At 43.1% G+C, this 17811-nt stretch carries 17 protein-coding genes; 6 read left to right on the top strand and 11 right to left on the bottom strand.

Annotation, left to right across the window (positions count from 1 at the left end; translation table 11 throughout):
- Positions 1–568: 568 nt before the first annotated feature.
- Entirely contained in the window at positions 569–757 is a 189-nt protein-coding gene (locus IGJ25_RS03930; RefSeq protein ID WP_005227564.1) for a hypothetical protein, read from the top strand.
- Between the two features lie 415 nt (positions 758–1172).
- Here the strand turns inward: IGJ25_RS03930 and IGJ25_RS03925 are convergent, their stop codons facing one another.
- The 4 genes from IGJ25_RS03925 to IGJ25_RS03910 form a co-directional block, all read right to left on the bottom strand.
- Entirely contained in the window at positions 1173–2099 is a 927-nt protein-coding gene (locus IGJ25_RS03925; RefSeq protein ID WP_179135473.1) for a LacI family DNA-binding transcriptional regulator, read from the bottom strand.
- 229 nt (positions 2100–2328) lie between these two features.
- A complete protein-coding gene (locus IGJ25_RS03920; RefSeq protein WP_194185670.1) occupies positions 2329–4692 on the bottom strand; it encodes an HAD-IC family P-type ATPase in 2364 nt (787 codons plus the stop codon).
- 422 nt (positions 4693–5114) lie between these two features.
- On the bottom strand, positions 5115–5627 hold the full coding sequence (locus IGJ25_RS03915; protein ID WP_081116974.1) for a ClbS/DfsB family four-helix bundle protein: 513 nt from the start codon (positions 5625–5627) through the stop codon (positions 5115–5117).
- Positions 5628–5642: 15 nt separating this feature from the next.
- Positions 5643–6071 carry an effector binding domain-containing protein gene (locus IGJ25_RS03910; protein ID WP_438779110.1) on the bottom strand — a complete coding sequence of 143 codons (429 nt, stop codon included), beginning with the start codon at positions 6069–6071 and terminating at the stop codon, positions 5643–5645.
- 93 nt (positions 6072–6164) lie between these two features.
- Here IGJ25_RS03910 and IGJ25_RS03905 point away from each other — a divergent pair, with 93 nt between their 5' ends.
- From IGJ25_RS03905 to IGJ25_RS03895, 3 genes are all read left to right on the top strand, one after another.
- Entirely contained in the window at positions 6165–7073 is a 909-nt protein-coding gene (locus IGJ25_RS03905) for a helix-turn-helix transcriptional regulator (protein ID WP_194185669.1), read from the top strand.
- Between the two features lie 40 nt (positions 7074–7113).
- Positions 7114–7632 (top strand): helicase, encoded by a 519-nt coding sequence (locus IGJ25_RS03900; protein ID WP_228077443.1) that lies wholly within the window; start codon positions 7114–7116, stop codon positions 7630–7632.
- Positions 7633–7731: 99 nt separating this feature from the next.
- Entirely contained in the window at positions 7732–8193 is a 462-nt protein-coding gene (locus IGJ25_RS03895) for a GNAT family N-acetyltransferase (RefSeq protein ID WP_081116978.1), read from the top strand.
- Positions 8194–8312: 119 nt separating this feature from the next.
- Here IGJ25_RS03895 and IGJ25_RS03890 read toward each other — a convergent pair whose 3' ends face one another.
- Positions 8313–9155 (bottom strand): class I SAM-dependent methyltransferase, encoded by an 843-nt coding sequence (locus tag IGJ25_RS03890; RefSeq protein WP_081116979.1) that lies wholly within the window; start codon positions 9153–9155, stop codon positions 8313–8315.
- Between the two features lie 387 nt (positions 9156–9542).
- Positions 9543–9743: a transcriptional regulator gene (locus IGJ25_RS03885; protein ID WP_081116980.1), complete on the bottom strand. Its 201-nt coding sequence runs from the start codon at positions 9741–9743 to the stop codon at positions 9543–9545.
- A gap of 105 nt (positions 9744–9848) precedes the next feature.
- On the opposite strand from IGJ25_RS03885, the gene IGJ25_RS03880 reads away from it, so the two are divergent.
- Positions 9849–10340, top strand: a complete 492-nt coding sequence (locus tag IGJ25_RS03880) for a PH domain-containing protein (RefSeq protein ID WP_005227545.1) — start codon at positions 9849–9851, stop codon at positions 10338–10340.
- Positions 10330–11796, top strand: coding sequence for a PH domain-containing protein (locus IGJ25_RS03875; RefSeq protein WP_081116981.1), 1467 nt, complete (start codon positions 10330–10332; stop codon positions 11794–11796). The genes IGJ25_RS03880 and IGJ25_RS03875 overlap by 11 nt, the downstream gene beginning before the upstream one ends.
- 114 nt (positions 11797–11910) lie before the next feature.
- On the opposite strand, the gene IGJ25_RS03870 is transcribed toward IGJ25_RS03875, so the two are convergent.
- From IGJ25_RS03870 to IGJ25_RS03850, 5 genes are read right to left on the bottom strand one after another with little or no spacing between them, the layout of a single operon-like run.
- On the bottom strand, positions 11911–12873 hold the full coding sequence (locus IGJ25_RS03870; protein ID WP_081116982.1) for a transketolase family protein: 963 nt from the start codon (positions 12871–12873) through the stop codon (positions 11911–11913).
- 3 nt (positions 12874–12876) lie between these two features.
- A complete protein-coding gene (locus IGJ25_RS03865) occupies positions 12877–13734 on the bottom strand; it encodes a transketolase (protein WP_005231438.1) in 858 nt (285 codons plus the stop codon).
- 22 nt (positions 13735–13756) lie between these two features.
- Positions 13757–15121: a PTS ascorbate transporter subunit IIC gene (locus IGJ25_RS03860; RefSeq protein ID WP_015508967.1), complete on the bottom strand. Its 1365-nt coding sequence runs from the start codon at positions 15119–15121 to the stop codon at positions 13757–13759.
- A 16-nt stretch (positions 15122–15137) separates the two neighbouring features.
- The gene (locus tag IGJ25_RS03855; RefSeq protein WP_005227537.1) at positions 15138–15419 is read right to left on the bottom strand and encodes a PTS sugar transporter subunit IIB; all 282 of its coding nucleotides are present in this window, start codon (positions 15417–15419) and stop codon (positions 15138–15140) included.
- Complete coding sequence (locus tag IGJ25_RS03850) at positions 15416–17455, bottom strand: BglG family transcription antiterminator (RefSeq protein WP_081116984.1); 2040 nt, start codon at positions 17453–17455, stop codon at positions 15416–15418. The genes IGJ25_RS03855 and IGJ25_RS03850 overlap by 4 nt, the downstream gene beginning before the upstream one ends.
- Positions 17456–17811 lie beyond the last annotated feature (356 nt).

Below are 17811 nucleotides of genomic sequence, written 5' to 3'. Positions count from 1 at the left end.
AGGAAGTCCCATGACGGGACTTCCTGAGTTTCGTTTCTTCGAATACTATTTCACGCATAGCTGCGAGATGCTGGATCACGCGTCCTTTCTCCGAATACCTCGGTCGGTAGGCATTTTGATCCATTGTTCGGGTGGACGTTTTCTGATTTTTTTTGGTGCAAACATCAGTTGAACCGTTCTTTTGACAAAGTTATTTCGGTATACGTTTTCCATAACTTGCACGCCCTTTTCAATTGAATTAGGAAGTGGTGACGCCGATCGTTCTTCCTACCTTTATTATAAGCGTGAAGACGGGACAAAACAAACAATATAGCTGGTAGTTTCTGGCTTTCTTTCCCTCAACTTTGTAGTCGATTGCTCAGTAAATTGGTACGATCCATTGAATAATATTCAACTAGCCATCGTATATTTATTGAAAAACCAAATGAAAAATTACAGAAAAAGTTGATTTCAACTCGAATAAATAGCCGAAAGGACGAGTTTTTGAATGAAAAATCGTTTCACTTTACTTTTTCTTAAATTTTAATTATTATTCTTTTGAAATAAGATTAATGAAGGAGATAAAAACATGGAAAAATACCAAGTGTTCCCTGGCCAAAACTATCAGGCAAATGTTATTGGCTTTACCGGTTTACAAGAAGTTAGTGTGATTCATGTTTACGAAAATACTGCGACTGTTCTAATCAAAGAAACAGCTGAAACAGGTGTTGCGAAATTATGTAATTTTCTAGTGGGTGCAACACAATTAGTTAGTTGATGCTTTGTAATTAATCAAAACATGATGGAGCAATTTGCCATCCAGCATGTTGTAGGAAATCGCTCCAGAGATACTCGTCTGTGAGATTGCCTTTTTCCTATTCATCAATTACAGTAGTATTTTTATTTATCTACTCAATATCTCTCTACTTTATATATAAATAGTGTTAGAATGAACAAAAGGAAACGTATCAGGCTTCCCCCAAGAGAATCTTCCCCAAGTACTCTTGTCTGATACGTTTCCTATTTTTGTGGCGAAAAAGCCACAGACCAATGGTAGCCCTTTACTTTGTGAAAAGCAAGCTTTCAAAATAAATTTTTTCTTTATTTTTTTATTTTATCTCTACAATTCCCCTTTAATAAGCAGGCAAAAACACACCTCTCGACAAAAAGGTGTGTTCTTTTTATAACAATGATTATTCACGAATAATAAGTTCGTAAGGCAGAATGATCTGCTCTTGTTTTCTTTCTTGAAACAAGCGAAAGGCTTCTTTGCCGCACTGATCCAGATGAAACTCAACGGAAGAAAAGTGCAGCATTTGACTGATGAGCAGGTTTTCTTGTCCGATCACGATGGGTGCTGTCCCGTGAGGGTATTGATTTAAGATCATCGCTGCGATCTCGTCCCCATTTGTGATCACCCCATCGATTCCTCGTTCCTTAAAAAATGCAGCTGCGGGAATCCCATCTTGTGCTTTGATGCAATCCCAATAAATATCCGCTTCAGAAAAATTTGGAAACAGCTCCTTGGCTTTTGCGATCGTGTTGACTGAATTGCAGCTGAGGCGTTTGCTGCGCCCTAGCGTCAGTCCCAAGCGTTTTACACCTTGTTCTTTCAAATACTTGATACTGGCTGTCACAGAGCCGACCAAGTCGATCGCAACGAAAGGAACGGCAGTACCGGTCGAATTTTCACAAAAAACAATCGGGCCTTTTTCCATGTAGGGATAAAATGTCTCGATATGATTTGCGCGGGTGATGACGATCAAGCCGTCAAATCCCTTTGCAGCGAATTCTTCTAGATATTCTAGCTCCAGCTTCCGATCAAAATTGGTCGGAAGCAACGTCACCTTGTATTTTTGGGCAAAGGCTTCTTCCATGATGCCATTTAAAATTCCATCAAAGAAGGCGTGATTGACAAACGGTACGATGACTCCAATATTATAGGTTTTCCCCGAGCTAAGTTTTTGGGCGATTTTATTCGGTTTGTAATCCAGTTCTTCCATCACCGCCAAAATCGCTGCTCGCTTTTGCTCATCAACATAAGGATGGCCATTGATCACACGAGAGACCGTCGTGATCGAAAAACCAGTAATTTTTGCTATATCGCGAATCGTTGCCATTTCTTTCATTCCTATCTGATTGTTTTGCTCGTGACCTAAGTCTACCATAGAAAACTAGTTGTTCCACTTTCGACAATTTTCTGAAAAGGTCTCTTGGTTGATTGTACGGTATGAAACGAGTTTCATAGCAAGACTTAGTTAGACTCCTTGAAAAGAAATTTATTTATAAACAAAAACTGACTGCCTAGCACGCTGCAAAAGCTGCTTAAGCAATCAGTTTTTCTATTATTTACTGAATCATTTCTTTTGATAAACTTTTACGTTTCTTCGTATATCTTCGCATCAGCAGCTCGATGCCCTTATCCGCAAAGCGTTGCATGTAGGCGGAAAAATTCAACAAGGCAATCAAGAGGATGAGGTTGAGATAGCTGGTATTGCCTAGGTTAAAGAGGTCGCGACCGACGATCAAAGCAGCAAAGTACAAGATCTGAGTGCTGAAAAAAATCATCGTTCGATAGCTGTTGATCGCTGGATAGACTTTTTTCTGGATCAAGCGATAGTTCCAAGCAGTAAAAATAATGCTCATGATCGATAGAGCTTTACTGCTGCTGTTGAACCAATAACCAAAGTTGATGATCAGCAAAGTTCCTACCGTAATCGTCAAGGCTGTTGGAAAAGCATTTTTGAAAATCGTCGTCATAAAGTCCCCTTTGATCCGATTGAAGTCTGGTTCAAAGTTTAAAAAGAAGGTCGGAATGCCGACAAAGCAGGCATTGATGATCGTTAATTGGATCGGCTCAAAAGGATAGGTCGTTCCTGATAACAACGTCCCCATGGTGATCATGATGGAGAATAAGACTTGCACTAGCACCAATGAACCTGAGCGGGTAATGTTATTGATCACTCGGCGGCCTTCATCCATGACCGATGGCAAAGCATCAAATTGATTTTCCAAAAGCACCAAATTTGATACTTGGCGCGCAGCATCAACACCAGAAGCCATCGCGATGGAGCAGTCGGCTTCTTTCAGCGCCAAAACATCGTTGACGCCATCGCCAGTCATTGCGACGGTATGCCCTTGTTCTTTCAAGTAGAGCACCATTTCTTTCTTTTGTTGCGGCGTCACTCGACCAAAAATCTGATAGTTGCTGACAGCTTCTTTTAATTCGGCTGCAGTTAATTTTGATACATCGATAAAATCAGCAGCCCCTGGTAGATTGACTTTTTTCGCGATTTGACTGACTGTCACTGGATCATCGCCAGAGATGATCTTGCATTGGATTGCCTGTGAACGAAAATACTCCAAGGTCTCTTTGGCATCTTCACGAATCGTGTCTGACAGTAAGTAAAAGCCCAGCGGTTCAATATCCGTCGGCAGTCCTGCCTCCTCATAGCCTTGCGTACTGTGAGCCAAAACGATCACTCGGTAGCCTTCTTCTGCCAGCTGCCTTTCCTGTTTTAAGACAGCTTCATGGTTGGTTCCTAGTAAAATCGACGCAGCTCCGATGAAATAAGTGCCTTGTCCTTCAAACGTGACGCAACTGAATTTACGATCTGATGAAAAAGGGACGACTTGCTGCATCTGGTACGTCGTTTTTTCTGGGAAAAAGGTTCGCAGCGCCATTGCCGTTGGGTTCTGATCGGGTAGCTGCGCCATTAAGTTACCAGTGATTTCTGCCAACGGTGTGTCCGATTGAAAGGAAATCGTCTTTTCCACCGTCATCTTGCCCTCGGTGATCGTGCCCGTTTTATCTAAGCAAAGAACATCGACCCGTGCCAAGGCATCAATGCAGTTCAATTCCTGCACCATCACTTTTTTGCGCGCCAGATAGACGGCACTGATGGTCAATGTGACACTGGTCAATAAAAACAAACCTTCGGGGAACATTCCCACAGCTGCCGCCACCGTCCGTAAGATGGCGGTGTTGAAAGTTGCATGAGAGAAATAGAACTGTTTGACGAACAAGAGGGTACATAACGGCACCAAAATCAGACTGATCCAACGAATGATTTTGTTTAAACTGCCTTGGATCAAGTATTTTTGTCGTTTGATGGTTTTGGCTTCTTTGTTGATTTTTGCGATATAGTTGTCAGCGCCTACGTGGATCACTTGGCATAACGCTTCGCCAGCAGTGATAAAACTGCCAGAAAACAACTCGTCTGCTGGCTGCTTGTAGATCGTATCCATTTCACCAGTCAGCAAGGATTCATTGACTTCTAAAGATCCTTGAATGACTTTGGCATCCGTCGGCACTTGATCCCCGCTTTTCAGTCGTAACACATCATCCATTACGAGTTTGTGGATCGGCAAGTTCTCCAGCTTGCCATCCCGATAAACATCGGCTTTGGCAACTTTTAGCAATGCCAGCTTATCCAGCGTTCGTTTGGAACGAACTTCTTGAAAGAGATTGATGATCACATTGCTGAAGACAACAAAGACGAACAAGCCGTTTTGGTAAGAACCCGTCAAACAGACGAGAAAGAATAGGACACAGTTGATCAAATTGAAAAAGGTAAAGATATTGGTAAAAAGGATTTTCGGGTACGTATTCGTCGTATCCTTTTTTGTCTTATTGACTTGACCGCGCTGCACCCGCGCCTTGACTTCTCCTGACGTCAAGCCAATGGTTTGGTTGTTTTCGATGATCCTCACCCTTTCTATTCTTGGTCATTTACTTTTATTTTGCTGAATATTCAGCAAACTTGCATCAGACTTGGGAATGGTTTTGTGTTTTTTCTATAAAAACAATTGGCGTCGATTGCGTAAGATGCGCCATCGACTCCCCGCTTTTTTTCTGTAAAAAAACAAGTACTGTTTAAAATATAGCATACCCTTTTACGAATTGGCGTTTCATTTTTGTCACCTTCGCGTCACTTTAGGAATTAAAATAACAGTTTATTCCTTAACCTGAACCGACTAGACAATAAGCTATCATAGGCTTTCCAGGTGGTTTCTTGCGATGACACAAAACAAAAAAACAGCTGATCTTCGCAGATCAACTGTTTAACAATTCTTTAAGTTAGCTGTTCCCTCAGTTGCTAAAAAACGCTCAACCAGCTTGCTTCTTTTATTGATCAATGCAGTGCTTCCTTTTTCCATTTTCGGATTTTCGTTCGGAAATTGGTAAAGGGTGCTACTGTATTGATATGGATCCATTTATAGACTGGCCACTGTGCTTTGGTGGTTGCCCAATCCCGTTGCCCTGCTTCAAACAATTCCTGATCGGATAAGCCTTCGATCCACTGGCAAAGTGCCGTCACCTTTTGGTCTAAGAGCTCTTGCTGCTGTGCTAATGTCAAACTGCCATATGTCTGATAAAAGGATTGATACAATCCGCCAAGGTTGTTCCATTTGTACCCTTCAGCAGGTGTGTGAACGCTCATCCCTTGTTGTTCCTGTGTTTCCCATGACAATAACAAACTGACCCAGCCGATTTGGTAAGACAAGTTTTCTGAAGGGGTCTTGTCGACACTTGCTATCCGTTGATTTCGCAAGGCTTCAGGAATTTCATCAAATTCTTGGCGAAATTTTTGGTAACGTTCTGTGATCTCTTGGATCAGCGCTACTTTGCTTTCATACTGTCTCATTGTTTGTCCTCCTATTCAGGAAAATGGCTGCTCTTTGTCGCTTTCAGCAATGGCGATAAAAATCGTTACTTCGCCATCTGGCGCATATTGTTCAAAATCAAAGGAATACTTGCGCTGCAACTGCTGGTTTTCTTCCTCAGACCAGACTTGACGCCAAGTAGACAAAATGCCCTGCGCATCGCGCCGATCGACCAGATACTTTTTCCAAGTATATTTTTCTGTATCAAAGTCTGCTTGCTCCGTTTCTTCGAAACAAAGCGAAACGGCATAGTCTCCTTGATAGTTTGACTCATACTCGTGGTAAACGCAAGCGATGACCGTTCCTTTTTCTGCGGCTTTCTTGACCGCCTCGCTGTTTTTCTCCCATAAGCCAGTGATTTTTGCTTGAATCGCTGGATCAGTAAAATTATTGGTTCTTTCCGTTGCCATTATCGAAAATTTCATTGGAGTTCCTCCTTCTTTGTCTTTATGATACGATAGAAACCTAGACACCTTGTGTCAGTGTTTTATCATCTTTTTATAAAAGGAGCAAACCAAGTGAGCACGACACGCCTATTCGGCCTTATCTATCACCTGTTGAATCATGAAAAAGCAACCACTTCTGAATTAGCCAAACAATTTGAAGTCTCGACTCGCACCATCACCAGAGATATCAATACCCTAAGCAGTATTGGCGTGCCCATCTATACCGAAACGGGTCGAAATGGCGGCGTTTATCTGTTAAGCAGTTTTGTGTTGGATAAAGTGTTATTATCAGAAGAAGAACGGAAAAACCTGCTTTTGGCGTTGAAAGGGATTCGCCAGCTGACGCCACAGATCAGTGGGCAATCACTGGCAAAACTGCAATCCTTGTTTAAGCAGCCCGATGCTGATTGGCTAGAAGTGGATTTTTCCACTTGGCATCGGCGAGAAAACGGCAACGACACGTTTGATTTATTAAAAAAGAGTATTTTAACAAACCACGTGATCACCTTTGACTATGTCAGTAAACAGGGCCTGCAAAAACGCATCTGCCAGCCTTATAAACTGCTTTTTCGCTCGCAAGCTTGGTATCTGCAAGCCGTCGACCAGCAAAAGAATGCCTTTCGGACATTTAAAATCAGCCGCATGAGTCAGGTCCACGTCACTGACCAGCATTTTTTCCCAGTCACTGCGCCTGATTCTGCCATTGAGTTGACTGTTGACACCTATCCTGCGCGTCTATTCTTTCAAGCCGACGTTCTTTATCGGGTATATGATGAGTTCGATCATCAGGATATTACTTTGACGGAGGAAGGCACTGCTGTGGTTACCGTTGATTTGCCCGAGGAAAGCTGGGTAGTGCCCTATTTGTTCTCTTTTGGGAAAAGCCTACGCATTTTAAGTCCCCCTCGACTAAAGAATCGTTATCAAGAAGAAGTTGCTGCGATTTATGCCAATTTGTCCGAGAACGAGGGCGCGAACTGATTTTTTAGGAAAAGGATCTCTATTGAAAGGAGTGTTTGATTTGAAGGAAGTGATCGTACAGTATGGCGGGGTTTCGCTAAACCGCCTCTGCCAGCAGTTGGAAGAAAATCAGATTCACTTAAACGCGTATGCCAACCAGCTCTTGCGCCATCCCCAGCTCTCCTTCAGTGCCGATAAACAGCGTGCTGCTTGTGTGATTGTTCCCCTTAAAGAACTGGGACTCCCCCAAGGCGGCTCTTTGACGGAGATTTTTGCAGCTGCGCCTTCTTATGGATTGACTTGTTGTACATTGGAAATGGCCTTACACTTTCGTCTGGGCTATCGCCAACTGGCAAATAGTACCGGATTGAAATCCCAAGGAAAAGCGCCAGCTGCCGCAATCACGATCGCTTCTGTGCCTTTGGAAAAAACCGACGATTTCCCCAAAGGATTCTACGTTCGCCGCATCGATGGGGTTGACTGGCTACGAGGCTATACTTGCGATGCACGCCACCAGTTTGCACCGGATGACCTGTTTTTGTTTCAACGACGAGACCCGTTGCCAGAGCGCCTCAACTGAAGGGGAAACAAACCGTTTCATATCAAATATTCTTGTTTCTCATTGCCTACAATCATTCTGTAGGTTAAGAAGAGCCGACAAGGACAAAAGGAGAAATAGATGAACTTAATCCCAATGAAAGACAGCGACTATGCTGCTTACTTAACCAATGCAGTTTTCGAATACGCCAACGACAAAGTCCAAGCAGGCACATGGGCCAAAGACGAGGCCCTCGCCCTAGCCAAAGAAAGCTTTGCTTCCCTGCTTCCTCAAGGGACTGCCACCGAAAACAATCACTTGTTTTCTTTATTTGCAGCTGATTTTAGTGAACCGATCGGGGTGATTTGGATCAACACAGCTGCCCAGAAAGCCTTCATCTATGACTTTATCATCGAGGAAGACCAGCGAGGAAAAGGCTATGGCACCGAAGCGTTACAGGCTTTGGAAAAGTGGGCGATCCAGCAAGGCATCACTGAGATCGGCTTGCATGTTTTTGCCCATAATCAGTCTGCGTATCAGCTATACAAAAAAATGGGCTATTTGGAAACAGATATTACGATGGTTCGACGTTTCGCTGAGTAGTACGAAAAGAGCCACATCATTCGTACCTAGGAATCAATCGACCAGACCTGCGCCAAACAAAAAGAAACGACAGAAAATCGTCGTTTCTTTTTGCTTCTATTTACATAAAAACCACTCTTTCAATGAGTGCATGGTTTTTTCAGTAGTATCGCCATTGTTGAACCTTCTTCGCTATAAGGACTGCCTTTGACATCGCCAAATACCTCACAGATATCAAAGCCTGCAGCCTGAACTTCCCTCAGCAATGCATCTTTTGTAAAATAGGTCGTCCATAAATAATAATTGGTGAGCTCAGTTTCTGCTAAAATCGTTGTTTGCTCCAGCAAGACGTGATCAGGATATTTCCATCGTTGATTCAGCACAAGATGGGGCTTCCCCCGCCAAAACCCTGCTGATTCGTGACTTTCCCAGGTCTGCTCTTCATTAAGCGTTAAAAACTGGGCAATCGTAAATACATCGAACAAAAATTTGCCACCTGGTTTTAGATGCGCCAGCACATTATTTAGCAGCAGTTTTCGTTCCTCTGGATTTAAGGCACCATAATCACAATAAATCAAGGTAATAAAGTCAAACTGCTGAGGCAATGCCATCTCCAAATAATTATCAAATAGATAGGAAATGTTTAATTGCTGCTTACTCGCGGAATCTCTCGCATAGGCGATGGACCTTCTGGAGTAATCAACGCCTGTCACTTGATAGCCCAGCGCTGCAAATTTTTCCGCATAGATCCCTGGTCCGCAACCGATATCAAGAAGTTGCGTCTGTTTTTCTGGTGGAACAATGCGACTGATCCAGCGAACGGATTCGTCGATAAAGTCAGCCTTTCTACTCGCTCCCTCAAAATCAGGATCCAAATGAGCCTTTAACATTTGCTTGGAAATATACGCATCATCCCAAAACGCCCCTGCCATTTTTTTATAGAGCGGTGGCCGCTCGATTGCCTTTCTCAATTCTTGGTACATTTTATTTTCCCCTTTCAAAATAATCGAAAAACAAAAAAGACCGCAGATTTTACTCTGCGGTCAATCTTCAAGCGATGAAGATCAAAAAGCGAAGAGTAAAATAAAATCAATGATAGGCACTTCAAATAACACTGCATGCAGTCAATTTTTTGCCTATGAAATTGATTTTATTTACTCTTTTCCAGTCCTACCCCTGTTAACGAAGGAATAACAGCAGATAGGCCGGAGCCATCACCTTTTTCTCTTGTTTTTCTGCCTTTAGTTTAGAAGGCGCCAGTCGATTTGTCAATGGGAATTGACTGTAGACGCTCGATTAAACGATGGTCTTGCCGAAATTCGCACCTTAGGGGGAGAAATTTTGCAAGAACGCTGAATGTTTACTTCCCTTCACCTGCTGATTTTTTCAACAGGAAGCTGGATCTCAGTCAGCCATTCCTCTTCACTTTCTTTATTCCAAATGCCATCAATATAGCTTTCACGAAAAGGCCCTGTGATTCGATAGCCGTTATTTTCAGCAAACTGGATCACTGCAGCATAGGCTCCTTTATGGACCGTGCAAACTGCCTCTGGTACTTCTTCTATCTGCAATTAAATCACAATTAACTATTTTTAATTTCTAAGCTTGTTTTTTTCTTCTATCTCCACTATATTTGTGGGTAAACCAGTTATTTCTATGTAGAAAGGACGTTTCCCTTGAATTATCCCTTATTAAATGAACAAATGCCTCAGACCATCATCCGTGTTTGGCGGTTGCGGACAATTACTTCACTAATCATTTTCAGTTTACTTTTCGCTGCTTCTTTTTGGTTTTTATCCATGCAAAACTGGCTTCATTTCTGGGTGTTCGCCCTTTGGTCAAGCCTATTGGCACTGACTTTGATCAGTCATCTGCTTTCTTTTGTGCTGATGAGCTACCGTTACAAATTCCATCGCTACGAGATCCAAGAAAAGGATATCGCTATTCAACGTGGCTATCTATTTCGCAGCACCACGTATATTCCGATCCGCCGAATCCAGCACATCGAAACGGACCAAGGGATCTTTTTGCGAAAATACGCTTTAGTCTCCTTACAGATCCATACGGCTGCCACCAACCACACCATTGAAGGCTTGCCAGTGGCGCAAGCCGAACGCTTGCGAGAAACCATCATGAATTTAGTCGAGGTGGTCAAAGATGATCTATGAAAAACAACGACTGCCGTTGCTGTGTATCGGTCTTTATTGGTTCAAAAATTGCAAAAATTTTCTGGTACTAGCATTTCTGCTTGTATTCAAATTATTCAACGACGCCCCTTCTTTTCCGATGATTCTGGGCGGCATTCTGCTATTTTTACTGGTCTGTCTGATTTTTGCGGTACTGTCTTACGCCCGCTTTACCTTTCAAATCGATCAAACGAGTGTGCTAGTCAACAAAGGACTCTTTATTCAAAAACAAACGATTTTGCCATTTGAACGCATCCAAACCATTCAAGAGAATCATTACTTTTATTTACGTCCGTTTAAATTAGCTGAAGTGAAGTTGGAAAGCGCCGCAAGTTCGAGTGGTGAAGCCGAAATTCTTTTCCCTGCATTGCCGCTGACTCTCATTGCCTCCATCGAAGCGTCAAAAAAGGCGGCTGCGACACCACAACAGCCGAATGCCCAAGCAGCTAGTGGAGAAGAACCAACCGACGATTACGCTGCGTTTTCAGCTGAGAAGTCAGCCAAGCCGCCGCTAGAAACATTCACTTTGAAATTCAAGGAGATTTTCTTGTTTTCTCTCACTGATTTTTCTGTTTTCACCTTGGTTCTAGTCATCGGCTACAACGTGATCGACAACATTCCCAATTTCTTTGCCTATGCATCGGAATTGCAGCAACTTGGCCTTTTATTAGGTGCTGCACTTTTACTCGGGCTACTGATTTTGTTTTTCTTCCTTGCGATCGCCAGAAATCTTTTCCGTTATTATGGCTTTACGGTGGAAACGAACCAACAACAGCTGCTGATCACGCAGGGCTTGTTTTCTAAACGACACCAAACGATTCCCCTCGCTAGGATCCAAGGGCTGAGTGTCGAACAAAACCTTTATCGAAGAATCTTTCATCTAAGCTCCGTCAAATTACTGCTGGCTGCTGGCAGTTCGTCAGAAAGCGACGATACGGTCTATCTGTTCCCCATTTTGAAAGAGGCGCAGCTGACCGAAACATTGGCCCGCTTTTTGCCCGAATGGTCGTTTCAACAACCCGCTCTAGTGAAAAATCCACGACCCAACTTTTGGTACTTCTGCCGTTGGCCGCTGCTGATCGGACTGCTTGCTGTAGGAATCTCTGCCTTCTTTTTCTGGTGGTTAGCCCTGATTTTCTTCGTGTTCTTTGGCTCCTTCGTGTTATCAAGCATCTGGCGAGGCAAAATACAAGGCTATCAATTTTTAGATAACCACGTATTGTTGTGCCAAACGATCCGCGGTCTTACGAAGGTGACCGCTTATCTGAAGAAAAATAAAATCCAAGATTTCACTGTCACCACCACGCATTGGCAGCACAAAAGAGGGCTTGGCAAGTCACAGCTAACCATCAAAACCGAAGATACTCTCACCGAAAGTAAGCTGTTCTATTTTCCATTAACCGAAGCAGAAAACTTACGGCGCTGGTTTTTGTCTTAGTTCATAAAAAAGCATCAAACAGCAGGACTGACACGCTGTTTGACGCTTTTTTTACAAGATCTGAAAGGAATGAAAAGGAAGCATCAACCATTGAGTCGCTGATACTTCCTTTTTCTATCCCCTGGCCTTCCCCTCGACTATTTGCTGCTTGATTGAAGCAGCATCTAAGCCATATTCTTTTTGCAAAAAATCGGGTGTGCCGACTTGACCGAATCGTTCATTGACACCAATGCGTTTTAAGGGGACAGCACTGCCAGTTTCAGCAAGTACTTCGGCGACGGCACTTCCTAGTCCACCGGTAATAGAATGATTTTCGATGGTGATGACTTGCCGTTTCCCCTGAACTTCGCGGAGGATCAATTCTTTATCGATTGGTTTGATGGTAAACATGTCGATCACTTCGCAGCTAATTCCTATTTCTGCTAATTCTTCTGCCACTTGCAGTGTTTCAGAAACCAATTGGCCGCTAGCAATCAACAACAGTTCATCGCCTGGTCTTAAAATATTGCCTTTTCCTAGTTCAAAGGTCGAGCCTTTTTCATAAATCATCGGAACCGCTTTCCGATTGCCTCGTACGTAATGAATGCCTGATAATTGGCTAAAGGTTTTTATGATCCACGCCATTTGGACTTCATCCGCTGCATCGCAGACGACCGATTGGGGAATCATTCGCATCAAAGCCACATCTTCCCATGTCGTATGGGTGCCGCCGTTGTGCCCGACTGCAAACCCTGGATCAGAACCGTAAATATTGATCGTATTGCCGCCATAGCCGCCAGAAATAAACAGCTGATCGAATACCCGACGCGTCGCAAATGGCCCAAAGGTGTGGATAAAAGGTGTATAACCAGTTAAACTCAAGCCAGCTGCGACACCAACCATATTGGCTTCCGCGATCCCCATGTTGATAAAGCGTTGGGGATGTTTGTTGGCAATCGCTGTCCAGCCGCTGGCAGAACCAAGGTCGGCATCTAACGCAACTAGCTGGTTATTTTCATCCATGAGTTCCACCAATGTGTCAACGACACATGTTCGTAGCTCTTTACCAGCAGCAGTGGTTTTGCTTAATGTAAACATGCCTTAGCGTCCTCCTTCGATTTTTATCGTCAATTCTTTGATTGCCGCTTCTGCCGCTTGATTGATCTCATCCGTGGTAAACTTCACGGAGTGATTGGCATCTAGTTCTTCAAAGAAAGGAACGCCTTGTCCTTTCACGCTGTCCAAGACAATGCAAACCGCTTGGTCTTCGATTGCTTTGCAGCGCTCGATTGCCTCATCAATGGCTTGCATGTCTGCCCCTGGAACTTTTTCTGTATAAAAGCCAAAAGCAGTCATCTTCTGCTGTATATCAAAAGGATCAAGAATGTCTTTGGTTGGCCCATCTAGCTGTTTTTTGTTGTCATCAATAATGACGATACAGTGATTCAGTTTAAAGTGGGCAATGTATTGGAAGGCTTCCCAGCACTGTCCTTCATTTAGTTCACCATCTCCAACGATCAAATAAACAAAATTGTCCTTGCCTGCCAAGCGCAGGCCTGTCGCGATCCCAGCAGCCATGGAAGTTCCCTGCCCCAGTGAACCTGTGGTGGCATCAACCCCCGGCGTTTTCCAGCGATCTGGATGGGAAGGCAGTCTCGTGCCGCCCTCATTGATCGTCCATAACCACGACCGATCAAAATAGCCCGTATTTGCTAATGCACTATACAGGGCGGCGCCAGCATGCCCTTTTGACAAGACGAGTCGGTCACGATCCGCCCACTGTGGATCTTGTGGATTGATTCGCAGCTGTTTGCCGTACAAAACGGCCAATAATTCAACAATTGAAAAGGAGCCGCCCAGATGGCCTTGTCCCATTTTCTTGATGCTGCAAAGGGTATCTAAACGAATCTTTGCCGCTAATTCTTCAAGCTCGTGGTATTTTTGTTCACTGATTGCCACTATTTATCCCTCCATCCTCTATTTATTCAGAAACAGATTTTGTCCGACTGTTTTTCTTGAAAATCGTCAATCCGATCAAGACCGCGACTACCGCAATTATCCCTGAGAAGATGGCGATTTGACCGCCCATATTGGCTAAGTTTCCTAGGAAGATCCCTGCAACCCCATAGTCGGTATCAGAGAAAGTTGATCCTTGGAACCCAAGATCCCCCATGACTGGCATCAACAAGATCGGCATGAAGCTGATAATGATCCCATGAATAAAGGAACCAATGACGGCGCCTCGCACACCACCCGTTGCATTGCCGTAAACACCTGCCGTTGCGCCACAGAAGAAATGGGGTACGACCCCTGGAATAATAACGGTTGTTCCTGTGAAGACCATGATGATCAAACTAACGATCCCACCGACAAAACTGGTTAGAAAACCAATCAGAACAGCATTTGGCGCATAAGGAAAGACGATTGGACAATCCAATGCAGGAATCGCATTAGGAACAAGCTTTTCAGAAATCCCTTTAAAGGCTGGTACGATTTCTGCCAAAATCAAACGGACACCAGCTAAAATCACAAAGACACCAGCGGCAAACGAACCTGCTTGCTGCAACGAATAAATGATCGAGTTCGTGCCATTGCTAAGATTTTCCGTAATAAATTCACTCCCAGCAAAAATTGCTACGATCACGTATACAACCGCCATCGTAATCGTGATACTAACAGTAGAATCCCGCAAGAAAGACAGGCCTTTCGGAAAATTGATGTCTTCGGTAGATTTTTCCTTATTGCCGACGTATTTCCCAATCAACCCGCTCAATGCGTAGCCGAAGTTCCCCGTATGCCCCAATGCGACGGAATCATTTTTAGTAATTTCTCGGGTAAACGGTTGTGCGATCGCTGGGAAAATCGTGTTACAGATCCCTAACGCTAAGCCGCCAAATAAAACTAGATTAAAGGTGTTCATTCCAGTAACGCTCAAAATCACCGCAATCATGCAAGCCATATACAACGTGGCATGCCCAGTCAAATAAATGTATTTAAAGCGAGTGATACGTGCAATCAAAATATTGAAGGCCATTCCTGCTAACATAATAAGTGCGGTATAGGTGCCGTAAGTCGTCAAAGCCAGCGCAACGATCGCTTCGTTATTCGGTACGACCCCTTGCATGTTAAAGGCTGCTTGGAACATCTCCCCAAATGGCGCCAGAGAGCTTTCGATCACCCCAGCCCCGGCAGTGACCACGAGAAACCCAACAAAGGTTTTGATCCCCCCTTTGACGATCGTGGCAATGTCTTTTTTCTGCAGCACATTCCCCAAAACGGCGATCAGCGCAACTAAGATCGCTGGGGTACTCGCGATATCAACAAGAATATCTAAAAATTCGTTCATGACTGTCTACTCCTTTTTATAGTAATCCTTTTTCCTGACAAACGGCTTGAACCTTTTGCTTCAATTCATCGAGATCGATAATACTGTCTAAAACTACGATCTCACCTAGATGCTGCGCACTATCGGCTAAATCGCCGCCAACGAAGAAAACATCCGCCATATCGGGTGCAGCACTTCCTAAATCATAATGGGACACTTCCACGCCTGAGACACCCAGTTCATTTAAAACAGAATTGATATTCATCTCCACCATAAAACTTGATCCTAATCCTGACCCACACACTGCTGCAAATTTCATTTTTCATCTTCTCCTTCTCTAATCACTTCAATTATTTGATCCGCATTGGTTGCGGAAAGTAACGCAGTTAGTTTTTCATTATTCGACAAAATTTTAGTTAAACTCGCTAACGCTTTTAGATGGAGTTCATTGTCAACCGCCGCCAAACATATAAACACGTGAATGGGGTGTTGCGGATCATCATTCAAAAGCACTGGTTCTTTGACTTTTAATAACGACATCCCGATGGCATTGACCCCATCTTCTGGACGTGCATGAGGCAAAGCGATGCCTTTTCCAATATGGATAAAAGGACCGTGATCCACCACTTTATTGATCATGGCGGTAATATACTGCTCCTCAATTTTATTGGTCTTTTTTAATGGCGCAGCAGCTTCTCGAATGGCTTCTTGCCAAGTCAGCGGCACCTCGGTAAATTGGATGGTTTCTGCTGTTAATAAATCTGATAACATCGGACGTTGGTCTTCCCTTCTATTCAATTCTCGATTGATTTTTCTTTGCAAAATTTTTCTCAGCTTTTGCTTACTGATTCCTGCTTTTAAATCAACATAGGGCAAAATCACTTCTAACACATCGTCAATGGAATGCAATCCAGTTTTTGAAGGGAAAAATGCCGCTTGTACGTTTTTAACCAGTTCATCCTTCTCAATGGGTGTCATAATCGGATTGATCACATAACAGGGTCGTTTGGTTTTGATCGGCGCACTGGAAAAAATCAGATCAATCTCTTCATTAAACCGAACATTTTCGTACTCTTCGATCGAACGAGCCGGCAAAAAATGGATCTGGGGAAACAGTTCCTTTAATTCTGATTCCAAAATCAAGGATGAACTGATGCCACTGGGACAAACGACTAATGCATTCAGTTGGAAGTAATCACGTTTGGCCTTTTGTTTACTGATTTCTCCACCAAACAAAATCGTAAAATAACCGATTTCTTCATCAGGGATCGTGCCGACTAGGTCTTCTAAAGAACCCAGTGCTCGTCTCGTCAGTTCAAACAACTCATTGTATTGCAGCTTGATTTCTTCAATCAGTACATTCTCCAGTGGAAAACCGTAGCGGATTCGAAAATACGCTGGTACAAGATGATAGAATGTGTTCATCAAAAGGGTGCGATAGTCCACAAACTCGATAGCTGCCAGCCGTTCCATTTCATGAATGATCTTACTGGCACATTCCAATAAAAACTCTAATGAAGTATCTTCGATATCTCCTTGCAGAATCGTTTTCAACAGGATCGTTACATAAAGTTCTTCTGTTTTCCGATCTTTGATGTCAGGAAATTCTGCTAAAAACTGCTGACTGACTTGATGGACATTCAGCGACTGGAGCAGCGGTATTTCTGTCTCCGCTAAAGAAACAGCCGTTTCTGCCATCCGAAAGGATAGATAATTAAGAAAATAAAGCATTTCTTCGAAGCGACTCGGAACGATCACCAGATTGAAATCAGTCAGTGTTGCGGACAAACGATCTCTGATTTGAACATAGATCGTTTTATCCTGCTCATAGATTCCCTCAAATAAGAGCAAGTTCCCGTTTTTCGTATTGGATAACGTGCTGACCTTTCGAAAGGCAAGAGCGCGAATCTGATATTCCTCTCCCTCTAGATAAAAGCCATATTTTCGAGAGTACAATAGTTGAATCTTGAAAGCTGCAAGTTCCTCTCTGATCCCCTTTACATCCTTCAAAATCGTATTTTTACTGACATAGAACAGCTCTTGAAACTGATAGACGGATAAATCTTTCACTGCTGAAAAAGTCAGAAGATAAATCATGGACCGCCGCTCTTCTTCCGAAAAAAACAACGTATTCTTCTGGACATCGAAAAGAATTTCCGGCCACTTTCGTTGAATCAGTGAAGGAATCAAAACTTCTCCCTCATGAATCATGATTCGTTGATTCAACCGCTGTTCAGTGATTTGATTGATTTTGGCAATCTCAGCCAAAAATTCCTCATCCCTCCACTTCGTCAAATCAAGAAACGCCTCAACATTTGGTTCTGAAAACAGATACGTCAATTTGAAATGAATCATATTTGCTACCCCCACCTAAACTATAGCTTGCACAAAATGAAATCGCCATCATTTCTCGGTACAACTGAAACTTCGTTTTTTTTTAACGATGGACCGAAGAGGTGATCTCAAGGATTACCATAACATCCAATATAGTATCCGAGAAGGTTTTGTTGATAGAAACAAATGGATAAAAAATACAACATTAAAAAAAGCGAATCATTTACTGATTCGCTTAGATACTGATGCTATTTGTTGTTTTATTATTGAAACTATCAGAATCATTAAAAGCAATCGTCATTTTTCCAATATACTTTTTTAAAGTTATTTTCTGATACCTAAAAGACTTATCTTAATAAATGATGGAAAATAAGCTT

Source organism: Enterococcus sp. DIV0240d (genome assembly GCF_051711245.1).
Lineage (GTDB): Bacteria > Bacillota > Bacilli > Lactobacillales > Enterococcaceae > Enterococcus_D > Enterococcus_D casseliflavus.
This window is presented reverse-complemented; position numbering and strand designations above follow the sequence as displayed.